The 14,865-nt window shown below is 65.2% G+C and carries 17 protein-coding genes; 7 read left to right on the top strand and 10 right to left on the bottom strand.

The window, feature by feature from the left end:
• Genes U1E20_RS15505 through U1E20_RS15490 form a run of 4 tightly spaced genes read right to left on the bottom strand, consistent with a single transcriptional unit; the run spans position 1 to position 3,149 of the window.
• Positions 1 to 972, bottom strand: coding sequence for a bifunctional riboflavin kinase/FAD synthetase (locus U1E20_RS15505; RefSeq protein ID WP_409981525.1), 972 nt, complete (start codon positions 970 to 972; stop codon positions 1 to 3).
• 16 nt (positions 973 to 988) lie between these two features.
• Positions 989 to 1,474, bottom strand: a complete 486-nt coding sequence (locus U1E20_RS15500; protein ID WP_409981524.1) for a MaoC family dehydratase — start codon at positions 1,472 to 1,474, stop codon at positions 989 to 991.
• A gap of 59 nt (positions 1,475 to 1,533) precedes the next feature.
• The gene (locus U1E20_RS15495) at positions 1,534 to 2,421 is read right to left on the bottom strand and encodes a TIGR01459 family HAD-type hydrolase (protein WP_409981523.1); all 888 of its coding nucleotides are present in this window, start codon (positions 2,419 to 2,421) and stop codon (positions 1,534 to 1,536) included.
• An 11-nt stretch (positions 2,422 to 2,432) separates the two neighbouring features.
• Positions 2,433 to 3,149, bottom strand: a complete 717-nt coding sequence (locus U1E20_RS15490; protein WP_409981522.1) for a carbonic anhydrase — start codon at positions 3,147 to 3,149, stop codon at positions 2,433 to 2,435.
• Positions 3,150 to 3,260: 111 nt separating this feature from the next.
• Here U1E20_RS15490 and U1E20_RS15485 point away from each other — a divergent pair, with 111 nt between their 5' ends.
• From U1E20_RS15485 to U1E20_RS15470, 4 genes are all read left to right on the top strand, one after another.
• Positions 3,261 to 4,130: an HpcH/HpaI aldolase/citrate lyase family protein gene (locus tag U1E20_RS15485; RefSeq protein ID WP_409981521.1), complete on the top strand. Its 870-nt coding sequence runs from the start codon at positions 3,261 to 3,263 to the stop codon at positions 4,128 to 4,130.
• Between the two features lie 68 nt (positions 4,131 to 4,198).
• Positions 4,199 to 5,650, top strand: a complete 1,452-nt coding sequence (locus U1E20_RS15480; protein WP_409981520.1) for a COG4223 family protein — start codon at positions 4,199 to 4,201, stop codon at positions 5,648 to 5,650.
• A 15-nt stretch (positions 5,651 to 5,665) separates the two neighbouring features.
• Positions 5,666 to 7,075 carry a heme biosynthesis protein HemY gene (locus tag U1E20_RS15475; RefSeq protein WP_409981519.1) on the top strand — a complete coding sequence of 470 codons (1,410 nt, stop codon included), beginning with the start codon at positions 5,666 to 5,668 and terminating at the stop codon, positions 7,073 to 7,075.
• Between the two features lie 426 nt (positions 7,076 to 7,501).
• Complete coding sequence (locus U1E20_RS15470) at positions 7,502 to 7,768, top strand: hypothetical protein (RefSeq protein WP_409981518.1); 267 nt, start codon at positions 7,502 to 7,504, stop codon at positions 7,766 to 7,768.
• A 56-nt stretch (positions 7,769 to 7,824) separates the two neighbouring features.
• On the opposite strand, the gene U1E20_RS15465 is transcribed toward U1E20_RS15470, so the two are convergent.
• The 3 genes from U1E20_RS15465 to U1E20_RS15455 are packed head-to-tail and all read right to left on the bottom strand — an operon-like array spanning position 7,825 to position 10,192.
• Positions 7,825 to 8,373, bottom strand: a complete 549-nt coding sequence (locus U1E20_RS15465) for a Smr/MutS family protein (protein WP_409981517.1) — start codon at positions 8,371 to 8,373, stop codon at positions 7,825 to 7,827.
• Positions 8,370 to 9,488 (bottom strand): murein transglycosylase A, encoded by a 1,119-nt coding sequence (locus U1E20_RS15460; RefSeq protein ID WP_409981516.1) that lies wholly within the window; start codon positions 9,486 to 9,488, stop codon positions 8,370 to 8,372. The genes U1E20_RS15465 and U1E20_RS15460 overlap by 4 nt, the downstream gene beginning before the upstream one ends.
• Positions 9,489 to 9,490: 2 nt before the next feature.
• Positions 9,491 to 10,192, bottom strand: a complete 702-nt coding sequence (locus tag U1E20_RS15455; RefSeq protein ID WP_409981515.1) for a Tim44/TimA family putative adaptor protein — start codon at positions 10,190 to 10,192, stop codon at positions 9,491 to 9,493.
• A 119-nt stretch (positions 10,193 to 10,311) separates the two neighbouring features.
• Here U1E20_RS15455 and U1E20_RS15450 point away from each other — a divergent pair, with 119 nt between their 5' ends.
• Together U1E20_RS15450 and secB are read left to right on the top strand one after the other, a co-directional pair.
• Positions 10,312 to 10,755: an FxsA family protein gene (locus U1E20_RS15450; RefSeq protein ID WP_409981514.1), complete on the top strand. Its 444-nt coding sequence runs from the start codon at positions 10,312 to 10,314 to the stop codon at positions 10,753 to 10,755.
• An 87-nt stretch (positions 10,756 to 10,842) separates the two neighbouring features.
• Positions 10,843 to 11,328: a protein-export chaperone SecB gene (gene secB / locus U1E20_RS15445; RefSeq protein WP_409981513.1), complete on the top strand. Its 486-nt coding sequence runs from the start codon at positions 10,843 to 10,845 to the stop codon at positions 11,326 to 11,328.
• Here the strand turns inward: secB and dnaQ are convergent.
• The 3 genes from dnaQ to U1E20_RS15430 form a co-directional block, all read right to left on the bottom strand.
• Complete coding sequence (dnaQ, locus tag U1E20_RS15440; RefSeq protein WP_409981512.1) at positions 11,325 to 12,041, bottom strand: DNA polymerase III subunit epsilon; 717 nt, start codon at positions 12,039 to 12,041, stop codon at positions 11,325 to 11,327. The two genes, secB and dnaQ, sit on opposite strands and share 4 nt — an antisense overlap.
• 158 nt (positions 12,042 to 12,199) lie before the next feature.
• The gene (coaE, locus tag U1E20_RS15435) at positions 12,200 to 12,793 is read right to left on the bottom strand and encodes a dephospho-CoA kinase (protein ID WP_409981573.1); all 594 of its coding nucleotides are present in this window, start codon (positions 12,791 to 12,793) and stop codon (positions 12,200 to 12,202) included.
• An 11-nt stretch (positions 12,794 to 12,804) separates the two neighbouring features.
• A complete protein-coding gene (locus U1E20_RS15430; RefSeq protein WP_409981511.1) occupies positions 12,805 to 13,425 on the bottom strand; it encodes a Maf family protein in 621 nt (206 codons plus the stop codon).
• Positions 13,426 to 13,829: 404 nt separating this feature from the next.
• Between U1E20_RS15430 and hemE the strand changes: the two genes are divergently transcribed.
• Positions 13,830 to 14,864 (top strand): uroporphyrinogen decarboxylase, encoded by a 1,035-nt coding sequence (hemE, locus tag U1E20_RS15425; RefSeq protein ID WP_409981510.1) that lies wholly within the window; start codon positions 13,830 to 13,832, stop codon positions 14,862 to 14,864.
• Position 14,865: the final 1 nt, after the last annotated feature.

Raw genomic sequence — 14,865 nt, 5'->3', positions numbered from 1 at the left:
TTAGGCGCCTTGGATCGACGCGCCGCTCTCGGCCAATAGGATTCGCGCTTCATCCACGTCGACTCGCATTCTTTCGACGAGCGCCTCGACGCTGTCGAATTTCGCTTCGGGGCGAATGAAGCCATGGAAGGCGACTTCGACCTCCTTTCCGTAAAGATCGCCGTCGAAATCGAAGACGAAGACTTCGAGCAGCGGCGCGCCATTGTCGAAGGTCGGCCGCCGGCCGAAGCTCGCGACGCCATGGTGGCGCTCGCCATCGACGTCGATCGTCACGGCGTAGATGCCGTGTTTGAGCCGGTTGGCGGGATCGAGCGCGATATTGGCGGTGGGAAAGCCGAGTTCGCGGCCGCGCTTGTCGCCGTGACGCACGACGCCGCGAATGAAATAGGGATGGCCAAGAAGACGCCGCGCCAGCGCCGCATCGCCCCGCTCAAGGGCTTCGCGCGTCGCCGTCGAGGAGACGGCGTCGAGGCTTCCCGCTTCGTCCTGGGTGATGCGGTCGACGATTTCGACGATCATCCCGAGCCGCTCGCCCTCCGCGCGCAAAAATTCCGGCCCGCCCTCGCGGCCGGCGCCGAAGCGGAAGTCATAGCCGGCGACCACCGCCGAAAGCCGCAAGCGCTCATGCAGGATTTTCTCGGTGAAGATTCGCGCCGGGCTTTGCGCGAACTCCTTGTCGAAGGTGAGCACGATCATGCCGTCGAGACCGAGGCGCGCCGCCTGCGCCGCCTTGGCGTCCGGCGGCGTGAGCCGGAAAATCACCGTCTCGCCGGCGAAGACATCCGCCGGATGCGGCTCGAAGGTCAGGAGAATGCAGGGGCGCGAGAGCCTTGCGGCGAGCGCCTGGGCGCGGGCGATGACGCCGCGATGGCCCCGATGCAGACCGTCGAAATTGCCGATCGCCGCGACGGCGCCTTCCAGGCCCGGCGGCGGCGCTTGCGGGTCGCGCGCGACGATGAAGGATGTGGTCAAGGCGCGCGCCGGATATTCAAGCCGAGGCCGGCTTTTCCTCCAATGGCGCTGGCGCCGCGGCGCGGATGATTTGTTCGCGGCTCGGCACCATGACGAAGGCCTCGCCGTCGAGCACCACCTTGCCGTCGACGAGGCACTCGCATTTGAGCTTGGCGCGACGGCCTTTCTCGATCAGCTCCACGACCTCGACGATGACGGTGATCACGTCGCCGATCTTCACCGGCGCGCGGAAGTTCAAGGTCTGCGACAGATAGACGGCGCCTGGACCAGGCAGATACATGCCGATGACCGTCGAAATCAGCGACGCAGTATAGAGTCCGTGAACGATGCGCTCGCCGAACCGCGTCTTCGACGCGAAGTGATCGGAGAGATGAATCGGATTGCGGTCGCCGGAAAGATCGGCGAAGGCGATCACGTCGTCGTCCATAACCGCCTTCATCAGCGTCTCGCGCATGCCAACGCTCAGATCCTCGAAATAATAGATTTTGAACGGCGTCGACATGGAAGCACCGGAAGTTCGTCGCTGATCGCGACCTTGGGAAAAGGTCCGCGCAGCCCCTTTTACCAGAAAAGCTCGCGAGCCAAAGCCTTGGGACGCGCGCCGGCGCGCGTAAAGAGCGATTCGAGCGCCGCTTCGTCCAGCGCGCCGCCCTCCGGATGCAGCTCGTCGCGATGCACCCCATGCATGATGAAGAGGAAATCGAGCCCGGCGCGGCCGGCGCCGACGAGATCGGTGAGGGCGCCGTCGCCGATCGCCAGAATCCGCGACGCGTCGATCGCGCCGCGCAGATTCTTAACCCGTTCCATGGCCGCGGCGTAGATCGGCGCATGGGGCTTGCCAAAGGTCAGGACGCGGCCGCCAATCGCCGCGTAGCGCTCCGCCAGGGCGCCGGCGCAATAGACGAGATCATTGCCGATCGCGACGACGATGTCGGGATTGGCGCAAAGCATCGTCAGATCGCGCGCCTTCAGCCGCGCCAGGAGTTCGTCGTAATCCGCCGGCGTTTCGTTGTGCTCGTTCAACAGGCCGGTGCAGACCACGTAATCGGCGGCGTCCGGCCCGACGCGCATGACCGGCGCGCCAAGCCGGCGCGCCGCCTCGCGGAACAGACCGTCGTCGCGCGCCGGCCCGAGGTGATAGACCGCCTGCCCCTTGCGCGCGACGATTTCACGCAGCGCGAGCTCTCCCGCAGACGCCAGGTCGTCGAAACAATCCTGCGGAACGCCGAGGCCGAGGAGCTGGCGGCGGACCTCGTCGTCCGGGCGCGACGCGTTGGTGATCAGCACGACGGTTCCGCCCTTCGCGCGAAAGCGCCTGAGCGCCTCGGCGGCTTGCGGGAAATGGCGCCTGCCGTCGATCAGCACCCCCCAGCCGTCGCAAAGGATCGCGTCATAGCTCTCGGCGAGGTCATGGAGACCGGCGATAAACGGAACGTTGCGCGCGTCCAATGCGTCCGCCGTCAAAAGCGCGCCTCGGCGAAAGCGGCCGCATAGGCCGTTTCGCAGACCGGTTCGAACGCGCCAGTCGATTCGTCGAGGAGGAACAGACGCCCGTCCATGATCCGGAACAACGCGCCATGCAGCCGCAGATGGCGGTGATGTTCGAGCACCTGGACCATCGGAAAGGTGCGCAGATTGCGCAGCGTCTCTTTCACCGCCTCGAATTCCAGGCGCTCGACATAGACACTGTCCTTGGGATTGGGCGCGACGCCAAGACGATCGGCGGCAGGGGCAAGCATTTTGATCCAGTCGCCGATGAAGTCGCTGTGGCTCAGCCGGGGCGTATCGGGGTCGGCGGCGATTTGGGCATAGGCCCGGACTCCGCCGCACTGGCCATGGCCGAGCACGACGATGTCAGAAACTTTCAAGGCCATCACGGCATATTCGAGCGCCGCCGACGACCCGTGATGATGATCGTCCGGCTCGTAAGGCGGAATCAGCGCCGCAACGTTTCTCAGCACGAAAAGTTCGCCGGGCCTGGCGTTGAAAATCGCCTCGGGCGCGACTCGCGAGTCGCAGCAGCTGATGACCATTGTTTTGGGCGTCTGCCCCTTGACCGCCAATTCCTCGAATCGCTCGTGGTCGGCGAGAAAGCGCCCGCTGATGAAGGATTCATAGCCTTCCATGAGCGCTTCCGGCAGACCGGTCGCGCCCGACGACGGCTCGTGATCGGCCATTTAACGTTCCTTCCTGCGCATAGCCTGGGGCGGATGGCGGACCCCGCGGTTATTGTGTAGATCACGCGGCGGGGTCAAGAGAGCCAAATTGTCTCGCCATCGGAGTTTTGAATGATTTCGCGACTGAAGCGCAGCGTGCTGGCGATGCCGGGCTCGAACGCCCGAGCGCTGGAGAAAGGCAAGACGCTTTCGGCCGACGTCTTGATGTTCGAACTCGAAGACGGGGTGGCGGAATCCGCCAAGGCGACGGCCCGCGAGCAGGTCGCGGCGGCGGTCGCGGGGGGCGGCTACGGCGCCCGCCAGCTAGTCGTGCGGGTCAACGCCCGCGGCTCGGAATGGTACAGGCCCGACATGTCCGCGATCGCCCCGCTCGGGCCGGACGCCATCGTCATTCCGAAGGTCAATTCTCGCGACGAGATTTTGAAGGCGGCCGCCGACCTCGTCGCCGCCGGCGCGCCGCGAGAGACGCGTCTTTGGGCGATGATCGAGACCCCGCGAGCGGTGCTCGACATCGAAAAAATCGCCAGCGCCGCCGACGATCCGGCGTCGCGCATGGAAGTCATGATCCTTGGCCCCAATGACATCGCCAAATCGACGCGCGCGCGCCTCACGCCGGGACGCCAGGCGCTGCTTTCCTGGCTTTCGGCCGGCGTGCTGGCGGCGCGGGTCCACAACATCGAGATCATCGACGGCATCTACAATGACTTCAACGACCTCGACGGTCTGCGGCGCGAGGCGGAACAAGGCCGCGATTTCGGCTTCGACGGGAAAATGCTCATTCACCCGAGCCAGATCGCGCCGGTGAACGAGATTTTCGCGCCGAGCGACGAGGAAGTCGATTTCGCGCGCCGGATCATCGCGATCTTCGACGAGCCGGAAAACGCCGATAAGGGCGTGGTGCAGATCGACGGAAAAATGGTCGAGCGTCTGCATCTCGACATCGCCCGGCGCACATTGCAGCTTGTCGAGGCGGCGGGCTGACGGAACCGCCCGTTTTGCGGGCGCCGAATGCATCAACTATAAGAGGCCTGTAGCGTAAGGATTAGCCAATGGTCTCGCCGGACGACGAAGAACCGAACCGCATCGACCTCTCTGAAGCGCCGTCCGAGACGGCGGAGTCCCCGCCCGAACCGCCGCCGGCCCCCGTCAAACGCAAGCGCCGCTCATTTTTCGGCGCGCTGTTGTCGACGCTGCTGCTTCTCGCCCTCCTCGCCGGCGCCGCTCTTTATGGCGCGATCGCGTTCAAGGACAGCGACGAGCGTCTGAAGGCCGTCGCCGATTATGCGGAGCCTTATGTCGAGCAGGGGAGCGTCGTCTTCGGCGAGCTGAAAAAACAGCTCAGCGCCCTGCTTGGCGAGAAGGAGCCGGCCCAAGAGAAGGAACCGGCGCAGACGGCCGCGGTCCCGCCCGAGTCGCCCCCGGCCCCGCCGCCGGAGCCCGCCCAGACGGCGCCGGCGCAGCCCGCCGATACCGCGGCCGAACCGTTGCAGCCGACGCCGGCGCCGCCACCCGAGGCTCCGACGGCCCCGCCGGCGGAATCCGCCGAGTTGACGCCGGCAAAGCCGGCCGAAAAACCGGCCGAGCCGACGTCGACCGAGCGGCGCCCCGAGCCTGCGGCGAACGCAGCCGTCGAAGCGCCGAGCGCGGCCGTCGAAACCCAGAAAGCGGCTGTCGCGGCGTTGCAAAGTCGCCTCGACGCAGCCGAAGAATTGGCGCAGCGGGCCCTGCGCGCCGCCGAGGCGGCCGGGGCGGTCGCCAACGCCGCCCAGGCGGCGGCGGAAGCTGCGGCGAAAGCGCATCCGGCGACCGACGCCGCCGCAAGCGGCCAGGGAGCTGCGCTCACTTCAAGCGATCAGCTGACGGCGCTCGAAGGCCGCATCGACGAGCTTGGCGAAGAAATGAAGGCCCTGCGCGGTCGGCTTGAATCGCCCAAGAACGAGTCGCGCGCGGCGCCGGAAGCCGCGCCGGCCAAGACCGCCGAGGGACCCGCCGCGCTTGTCGTAGTCGCCTATGCGCTTCAGCGCGAGCTGGAGGCGGGTCGGCCCTATGCGGTGGAGGCGAAGGCGCTTTCGAAGCTTGGCGCCGATTCCGCCGCTTTGGCGGCGCTGTCGCCCTTCGCCGAAAAGGGCGCGCCGACCGCGGCGCAGCTGAAAGTCGACTTCGCGCCCGCCGCCAAACGCATTCGCGCGCTGGAAAACGGCGATTCCGGCGATCTCGCCCAGCATTTGATGAAGGGCGCGAGCAAGCTGGTGCGCGTTCGTCCTTCCGGCGCGCCGGCCGGCGAGGCTCAGTCGGTCGAGGACAAGGTCGTTCATATCGACGCCGCGCTGTCGCATGGCGACCTCGCTCAGGCCGAAGCGCTTTTCTCGGCGCTTCCCGAGAGCGCGCGGAGCGAAGCGAAAGACTTCGGCGCCGCGCTGCGGGCGCGCATCGAGGCGGCACAGGCGGCTGAAACTCTCTTGCATGGCGCGATCGCCGCGCTCGTCGCAACGAAGGAATGAGCAGGATTAATCGCCATGCTGTTTCTCCTCTTTTTCATCCTTGCGCTCGCGGCGGTGGCCTATGGCCTCGAATGGCTGATCGAACAGCCGGGTTCGCTGACGCTGGACTTCGCCGGCTATCAGTTCGAGGCCTCAATTCCGGTGGCGGTCGGGGGACTGCTGCTGATCCTCGCCGCGACGATCGTGCTCTGGGCGATTATCATGGCGGCGCTGCGCATGCCCGGCCGCTGGACCGGCGGCTCGCGATTGAAGCGCCGCGACAAGGGATTCGACGCGCTGTCGCAGGGCCTGATCGCGGTTGGGACCGGCGACGCCGCCCGGGCCAAGAAGGCCGCCTATGTCGCCGAGCGGCTGCTGCCGAATGAGCCGCTGACGCAATTTCTGAAGGCCCAGGCGGCGCAGCTTGCCGGCGACCGGCGGCTCGCCGAAGAAACCTTTCATAAAATGACGCTGAAGCCGGAAACCAAGCTTCTCGGCCTGCGCGGCCTGCATATCGAGGCGCGAAGGCGCGACGACGCCGACGCCGCGCATCATTTCGCCAAGGAGGCGCACGCCATCGCGCCGGTCCCCTGGGCGGGCGCCGCAATGCTTGAACATCTCGCCGCGCAGGGCGACTGGCAAAAGGCGCGCGAGGCGATCGAAGCCAGTCTCGCCGCCAAGGCGCTCGACCCGCAGACCGCCCAGAACCTGCGCGCCGTCGTCGAAACCGCGATGGCGATGGAGAAGGAGCGCGATCATCCGCATGACGCGCTGCATCTCGCCCGCCAGGCGCTGAAGCGCCGGCCCGGATTCGCCCCCGCCGCCGTCGCCGCCGCGCGCGTGCTGGTGCGCCACGGCGACCGCAAGCAGGCGCTGAAGCTGATCGAGACGGTATGGGCGACAAAGCCCCATCCCGATCTCGGCGCCGCCTATCTCGAAGCGCTCACCGGCGAGTCAAACGCCGCGAAACTGGCGCGGGTCGAGAAGCTGGCGCGGACGGCGCCGCATGCGCCGGAGAGCCGGCATCTCGTCGCCGAGGTCGCCCTGTCCAACCGCAATTTCGCCAAGGCCCGTGACGCGCTCGCGCCGCTCATCGCCAGCGGCCGGCATCCGACCGCCCACACCTGCCTGCTGATGGCGGAAATCGAGGACGGGGCGCATGGGCCCTCGGGGCCGGTGCGCGAATGGCTGGCGCGCGGCTCGCGCGCGCCGCGCGATCCGGTGTGGATCGCCGACGGCGTCGTCTCCAAGCACTGGCTGCCGATCTCGCCGGTCACCGGCAGGCTCGACGCCTTCGAATGGAAGCCGCCGCCGGACTCGGCGCAACATCTGACCGAGGAGGGCGCGCCCAATATCCCCGCCGCCTTCTTGACCCGACCCGCCGAACCCGTCGCGCTGCCCTCGGGCGATGTCTCGGGAGAAGCGGCTACCGGTCCGTCAGCATAGAGCAAGATCCAAAAGAGTCGGCCGACTCGCACAAGGAAGCTTCAGCTCGATCGCCGCGCGTTATCGACCGGCGATGTCGGCGACGGTCGCGCTGGCCTGACGTTGAGGTGCGCGCGCCGAGGACTGAGGCCGCTCAACTCATTCTTCGAAATCGACATTAGCGAGCGCGAAGCCATTGCCGGCAATCGCCGCTGCCACAGTTGAGAAAATCAGCGGCAAAACTCGCATGCCAATATTGATCGGCGGTCATCCGCCGAGGCTTACCTCTTCGTCGCTAGACCGCGAAAAAACTCAGCGCGACGCAAGCTTCCGAACGACCGACAAAGATCGCGAAACCACAAGGGAGGACATAAAGTGAAACATCGTTTCGACTTGACTTGTCTCGCTGTGATTGGCCTCTTCGCATCCCCCATCTCGGGACACGCCGTGACGCTGAGCAATGATCTTCGAGTAGCCCTCGGAACCGAAGCCAAACAGGCGATGCGCGTCGATCGACGATCGCTCGGCATCGCGCCGAACTATATTTTGGCGAAAGCCGGCGGCGGCTCCGTTCTCGCCGCTTGCAAGGCACAGTGCCGCAAGGCCTATCGGCGCTGCTACAGTCAAGGAAATCAAATCGGCAAGCCATATGTCACTGGCGGAGAACCCTGCAGCGAGCAACAGGTCATGTGCATGCGGGCGTGCCAGCAATAGTGAGACGCCGTCATCTGCGCGAAAGTCTTGAACGGACGCTGGCGGCTTGATGCGTTCTATGAGCCGCTGCGGTCGGCGCGCCGGATGCGCACATAGAGCGCGCCTTCGCCGCCGTGGCGGCGGGCGGCTTCGCCGAACCCGACCACTACGTCGCGCAGATTCGGCGCTTCGAGCCACATCGGCACGACTCGGCGCAGCACGCCGCCTTCGTCGCGGCTCAGCCCCTTGCCGGTCACCACGATCGCGATGCGGGCGCCATTCGACTGACATCGGCGGAGAAACGCCGTCAGGGAGCGCTGCGCCTCGGCCTGGCGCATGCCGTGAAGATCGAGCTTGGCGTCAACCTCGAGCCGCCCGCGCTTGATCTTGGCGAAAGTCCGCGGGTCGATGTCGATCGGCCGCGGCGCCGGCTTTGGCGCCGGCGGGCGGTCATGAGCGATCGAGGCGGGCGGCGGCGGCGCCCCGGCGTCGACGACGGGCGCCGGCGCCGCCGGCCTTTGAGGACGCGGTCGGGAAGGACGAACGTCGGCGGTCACCGTCATCCATAGCTCCGCTTCGGCCTGCGACAGCCGGCGGGCGTATCGGCGAGAATTCTCCTCGCTCACGGACCGTCTCCAACTTCGTTGGGCAGCAGCACGATCATCTCGGCGGCGTGCCGAATGTCGCCGGCGCGCCGGCCCGCCGCCTCGCCAGCGCCGAAGAATAAATCGCCCCGCGCTGGTCCAATTATGGCGGAGCCCGTGTCCTGCGCGATCATCAGGCGACGAAAATCGATTTCGGCCTCGCTTTGCCAGGGGATGCGGGCGGCGACCCAGAACGGCAGGCCATAGCACCAGATCGAGCGGTCGACGGCGAGCGAGCGAAACGGCGTCAGCGGCGCGCCCTGGCCGCCGATCGGGCCGATCGCGCGCGCTTCGGACCGGTCGATCTCGAAGAACACATAGGAGCGATTTTCCTGCATGATCCGGCGGCCCGCTTCGCCAGGTCCGGCGCCAAGCCGACGCAACGTCTCCTTCATCAGATCGAGCGTCATATCCGCTCGATTGACGAGCCCCCGCTCGATCAACAGCCGACCGACGGAAGTGTAAGGCCAGCCGTTGCGGCCGGCATAGGTCAGCGCCATCACGCCGCCGTCCGGCAGCCGCAGCCGCGCCGAGCCCTGCACCTGAATGAGGAACAATTCGACCGGATCGCGGACATAGGCGAGGGGATGCGCGCTCGGGGCCGCGCCTTCCTCCTCGATCGCGCGGCGGTCGGGATAGGGCACGAGGGCGCCATCGGCCTGACGCCGGGCGCTGGTCAGCTTTTCGCCAGAAGGAAGCGAGAGCGGCGCCTCGTTCAGCTTAACGAGATCGAGCGGACGCGACAGAACCGGCGTCACGAAGCCGGGCTCCGGCGACAATCTGGCCTCGACTTCGACCTCATAATAGGCGGTGACGAAGCCCTTGGCCTTGATGCGGCGAGGCTGGAACCAGCGGCGAAAGAATTGAGCGGGATCATCGACGCCCTGGAGGGCGCGTTGCGCGATCGCGATCAGCGATGGCGGCGGCGGAACGGCGCTGCGCTGCTCCTGCCCATCGGCGGCGATGATCGTCGCCGAGCGGCGAAAAGCGGCGAACGCCGCGGCGAGGTCATCGGCGGAAAAGCCGTCGATGTCTTCAAAGCTTATTTCCTGCAGCAGATCGGAAGCGGAAAACTGCGGCGCATGTCCCCGCGACATGCTCAGTCTTCGGCTTGGGTCGCGACGAGCTTCCAGTTGGGATCGTTCGCTTTCGGATCGCGCGCGAAGGTCCAGCGCTCGACGACCTTGCGGGTCTGGCCGCCGTCGATGGTTTCGCCGGCGCGGTCGCGGCGCACGCTCATCAGCCGGGCGACAAAGCGCACCGTCACTTCATTGCGGCCGGCGATGGCGCGGGCGGCGTCGACCGTCGCCGAATCGATCGCGACGACGGCGGTCTCCATGGTCTCGCCCTGCTGCTCGCGTCGCGCGATTTCCGCCGAGAAGCCGTCGAAGACATCCTGCGACAGGAGCGGCTTCAATGTTTCGCGGTCGCCCTTGGCAAAGGCGACGACGATCATTTCATAGGCCCGCCGCGCGCCGCTCAGGAAAGTCTTGCCGTCGAAACTCGGATCGGAGGCCGCGACCGAGTCAAGCCCGCTCCAGGCGGAAGCGACGCCCTTCTCGGCGACGCCCTCCCAGCGGTCCGCGCCGCTGGGGCGCGCCGCCGGTTGCGCGACCGGCGCGGCGACCGGCGAAGGCGCGACCGCAGCGGGCGCGGGCGGGCGTGGCGCGAAACGCGTCTGAGGCGGCGTATCGCGATCCACCCGCATGCCGAGCACCGACCGCAGCTTCCAGATGACGAAAACCGCGAGCGCCGCGAAGACGATGAGGCTCGGATCGAACAGGTCGCCGGACGCCGGCATTCATAACTCCCGAAGAATTCCGTGCTCGGCTATCATGTCGCCCCGGACATGTCACGAATCAAGTGGCAGGCGTATTGCCGCGGACGGGCGGGCGAAACGGCGCAACAGCGGAAAAATCCGTGAATTCAAAGCTTGTCGGCGCGGCCCTCGCGGCCTGGATCGTGCTCGAAATTCTTGCTTTCGCGCTCGTCGTGCGGGCCATCGGCCTGCTCGCGGCGATCGCGCTGGCGATCGGCGCTTCGCTGCTGGGCCTTGCCGACGTCAGGCGACTTCTCGACTTTCTTCGAACGAGAGTCGCCGCCAAGGCGAAAGGCGAAAGCGCCGCCGACGCCGACGGCGCGATGCTTGACGGCGCGCTGCAAGCGCTCGGCTCGATCCTGCTCATTCTGCCGGGCTTCGCTTCCGATTTCGTCGGATTGGCGCTCAAATCGCCTTCGGTGCGGCAAAGTCTTGCGCAACGGTTGCGGTCTCGCGCCAAGACGGGCGATCCCCGCCTGATCGACCTCGACCCGCGCGAATGGCGGCGGGAAGCGCGCCGGCCCCGACGAAGCGTCGCGAAGTAGGCTCGAACGACGCGCCTTGTTAGCGTCTGTGAGACGTGTTAGGCGGGCGCGAATTCTCGACGCAACGGCTCTGCTGGAGGCCCTCAAATGACCGATACGAATGGCAACGGCGCGCAAGGAGCGCCGGGCGGCGCTCCGGCCCTTAATTCGCTCGCGCAATATATGAAGGATTTCTCCTTTGAGAATCCCAATGCGCCGCGTTCGCTCGGACCTCAGGAAAATGCGCCGAACATCGCCATCCAGGTCAATGTCAACGCCAAACAGCTGGCGCCGACCGATTTTGAAGTGAGCCTGACGCTCGACTGCAAGGCCGGCGAGGGCGAGGGGCTCCTGTTCAAGCTCGACCTCGAATATGGCGGCGTGTTCCGCCTGCTGAACATTCCCGAAGAGCAGGTGCATCCGATCGTGATGATCGAATGCCCGCGCATGCTGTTTCCCTTCGTGCGCCAGATCGTCGCCGACGCCACCAGCAAGGGCGGCTATCCGCCGCTCTATATCGACCCGATCGACTTCGTCGCGCTCTATCAGCAAAAGGCCGCCGAAGCTGGTCAGGCGACGGCTTCGGCGAATTAGCCGGAGACCGGCGCAGACGCCGTTTCGTCGCGTTCGAGATAGCGATCCCAGATCGGCGATTTGATCGACGCGACAAAGGCGCGGTGCGCCTCTTTTTCTTCGCCGCTTAGGCGCGGCGCGAGAGGCTCCGGCCGCTGGCGCAACAGCTCACCGGACGCGGCGATCCGCACCGCGTGGACGGTCTGAAGCGACAGCGCCGCCTGCCGCCCGCCGCAGAGTTCGGCGTAAACTTCAGCGAGAAGATTGGCGTCAAGCAGCGCGCCATGCTTGTCACGCCGCGACAGATCGATCGCATAGCGCTGACACAAAGCGTCGAGCGAATTGGGGCCGCCGGGGTGACGGCGACGCGCCATCGCCAGCGTATCGACGATGCGCGCGCCGCTCAGCGGCGGCAAATTCATCAAGGCGAATTCGGCGTTGAGAAAGCGCGTATCGAATTCGGCGTTGTGAATGATAAGCGGAACATCCTCGATGAAGTCGATGAATTCCGCGGCGATCTCCTTGAAGACCTTGTGCTGCGCCAGAAAGTCGTAAGAGAGCCCATGCACGCGGAAGGCCTCTTCCGGCATGTCGCGCTCTGGATTGACGTAGCGATGGAAATAGCGGCCGGTGGGGATGAGATTGCAGATTTCGACGGCGCCGATTTCGACGACGCGATGGCCGCTCGATGGATCGAGCCCGGTGGTTTCAGTATCGAGAACGATCTCGCGCATGCAAGGCTAACTTCGGCTGATCCGTGTCATTCCCGGCAGGCCGAAGGCCTGACCGGGAATCCAGAGCAACATCCATAAAGACTGTCGCTGCTCTGGATTCCCGATCGCTCGCATCGCGAGCGTCGGGAATGACGTCCGTGTTGCGCAACAATACCGCATTATCTCTCCAGATGCGCTTCGAGCACCTTCACGATGTTTCGCACCTCTTCGCGGGCGGCGTCCAGGCCCTTGTCGGTATGGACCACGAAATCGGCGCGGGCGCGCTTTTCTCGATCAGGCGTTTGCTTCGCCAGAATGGACGTAAATTTTTCCGCCGTCATGCCCTCGCGCGCCAGCACGCGGGTCTTTTGCACATCTTCTGACGCGGTGACGACCACGATGGCGTCGAAATCCTTTTCCGCCCCGGTTTCGAACAGCAGCGGAATATCGAAGACGACGATGCGGTCGCCTTTGTCGCGGCGTTCTTCGACGAGAGCGTCGCGCGCCGCCCAGACCATCGGATGCACGATCTCTTCGAGACGCTTGAGCGCCGCCGGGTCGTTGAGAACGCGGGCGGCGAGGCGCTGACGATCGACGGCGCCGTCGACGACGACGCCGGGAAAGGCCTTCTCGATTTCAGCCGCTGCCGCGCCTCTGTAGAGCTCATGTACAAGCCGATCCGAATCGAGCACCGCGATGCCTTCGGCGCGAAACATGTCGGCGGTGGTCGACTTGCCCATGCCAATCGAGCCGGTCAGTCCGACACGGAGCATTTTCCGTTCGCTCACGACAGCAGCGCTCCTTCGCGGCGGAGCGCTTCAAGCAGCGCGAGCAGCGGCAGGCCCATGATGGTCCAATAATCGCCTTCGACTTTAGAGAAGAGCTGCGCGCCCAGGCCTTCGATCTGATAGGCGCCAGCCGAGGTCAGGGCCTTCTCTCCGATCGCCGCGAGATAGGCGGCGATGAATTCATCGCTTAAGCTCCGCATCGTGAGATCGGCGACGCCAACGGTCTCGAAAATGACGGCGCCGTCACGCGCGAGCGCAATCGCCGAATGCAAGCGGTGCCGCCTGCCGGAGAGAAAGCGCAATAGCGCCTCGGCCGCGCGCATATCAACAGGCTTGCCAAAAATCCTGCCTTCGCAGCTCGCCACCTGATCCGCGCCGAGCACGAGAGGACCCTGCACGGCGATCGCCAGCGCTTTGGCCCGCGCCAGAGTCGCAGCGATCGTATCGGCGTCCGACGCGTTCAACTGCGATTCGATCGCGCGCTCGTCGACGTCGACCGAGATCGATTCAAAAGGGATGCCGACGTGTTGCAGCGCCTGCCGTCGACCGGCGCTTTTCGAGGCGAGAATTAGCGGCGCCGATTCGCGCCAGAAGGGCGAGGCCGAATGCTCGCTCACATCCACAGCCCTCCCGTGAAGATCGAAGAACGGGGATAAGCCGGCGCCAAAATCCGACGCGTTCCGGTCAGCGGGAATAGGCGGGCCCAACGCTCAACAGGCAAACGCCTGTCGAAGCAATTTATTAACAAACCGGCGCAGGAGGGATTCACAGGCAATCCACAGGCATCGTCCTTTCGAATGTCCGATATAGCGATGATTTCATTCACTGTAGAGAATTTTCCAGAATTTCCTGACGCCAGTCGTCGTGGGGCTCTTCGCTGTGGGCGACTGGTTAATGAAAATTAACCTTCGCGTCGCCCCAGACCAAATGAAGAATCAAATTCCTTTTAAAATGAATTTTGTTTTAACGCGGTTTCGCGCTACGCCGACTTGAACGAACGACGCAGGATGGATCGAAGGCGATGGCGGAGGAGAAGGCGCTTCTTTCGGTTCTGCGCGGAGAAGCGCGAAAAATTCCGCCTCTCTGGCTCATGCGCCAGGCCGGCCGCTACCTTCCCGAATATCGCGACGTTCGGGCGACGACGACAAGCTTTCTCGAATTCTGTTATTCGCCGAAAAAGGCGGCGGAAGTTACCCTGCAGCCTATTCGGCGCTTTCACTTCGACGCGGCGATTCTTTTTTCCGACATTCTCGTCGTCCCCGACGCCATGGGCCAGCGGGTATCATTTGAAAGCGGGGCGGGGCCGCGGCTCGAACCGATTGAAACGCCGCAGCAGGTCGAGCGGCTCGGCGACTTCAATATCGAACATCTTGCGCCGGTCTTCGAGACGATCGAACTGGTGAAATCGGCCCTGGCGTCAGATGTCGCCTTCATCGGCTTTTGCGGCGCGCCCTTCACCGTCGCAAGCTATATGATCGCGGGGCAGGGCACGCCCGATCAGGCGCCGGCGCGGCTCTTCGCCTATCGTTTTCCCGATGCTTTCGGCAAGCTCATCGATTGCGTGGTTGACGCGTCGATCGCCTATCTTTCGCGCCAGATCGACGCGGGAGTGGAAGTCGTCCAAATCTTCGACAGCTGGGCCGGAGTCCTGCCGGCCAATGAATTTATGCGTTGGTCGGCGGAACCGGTTCGCCGCATTGTTGCGGGCGTCAAGGCGCGTCATCCGCAAACGCCGATCATCGCTTTCGTGCGCGAGGCCGACGCGCATCTGCCGATGCTGACGCAGACGATCGGCGCCGACGCTTATGGGATCGATACGGCGCTCGATCCCGTTTGGGCGGTGGCGCAAACGGCGTCGGACATTGTGCTGCAAGGCAATCTCGATCCGCTGGCGCTTGTCGCCGGCGGCGATGCGCTCGATCGCGAAGTGGATTCGATTCTCGGCGCGTTCAAAGGCCGGCCGCATATTTTCAATCTCGGCCACGGCATATTGCAGCAAACGCCGATCGAAAACGTCGAGCGACTCGTCGCCCGCGTTCGTCGGGCAGGAGGCTGAT

Origin of the sequence: Methylocystis sp. (assembly GCF_046349115.1) — a bacterium.
Lineage (GTDB): Bacteria > Pseudomonadota > Alphaproteobacteria > Rhizobiales > Beijerinckiaceae > Methylocystis.
This window is presented reverse-complemented; position numbering and strand designations above follow the sequence as displayed.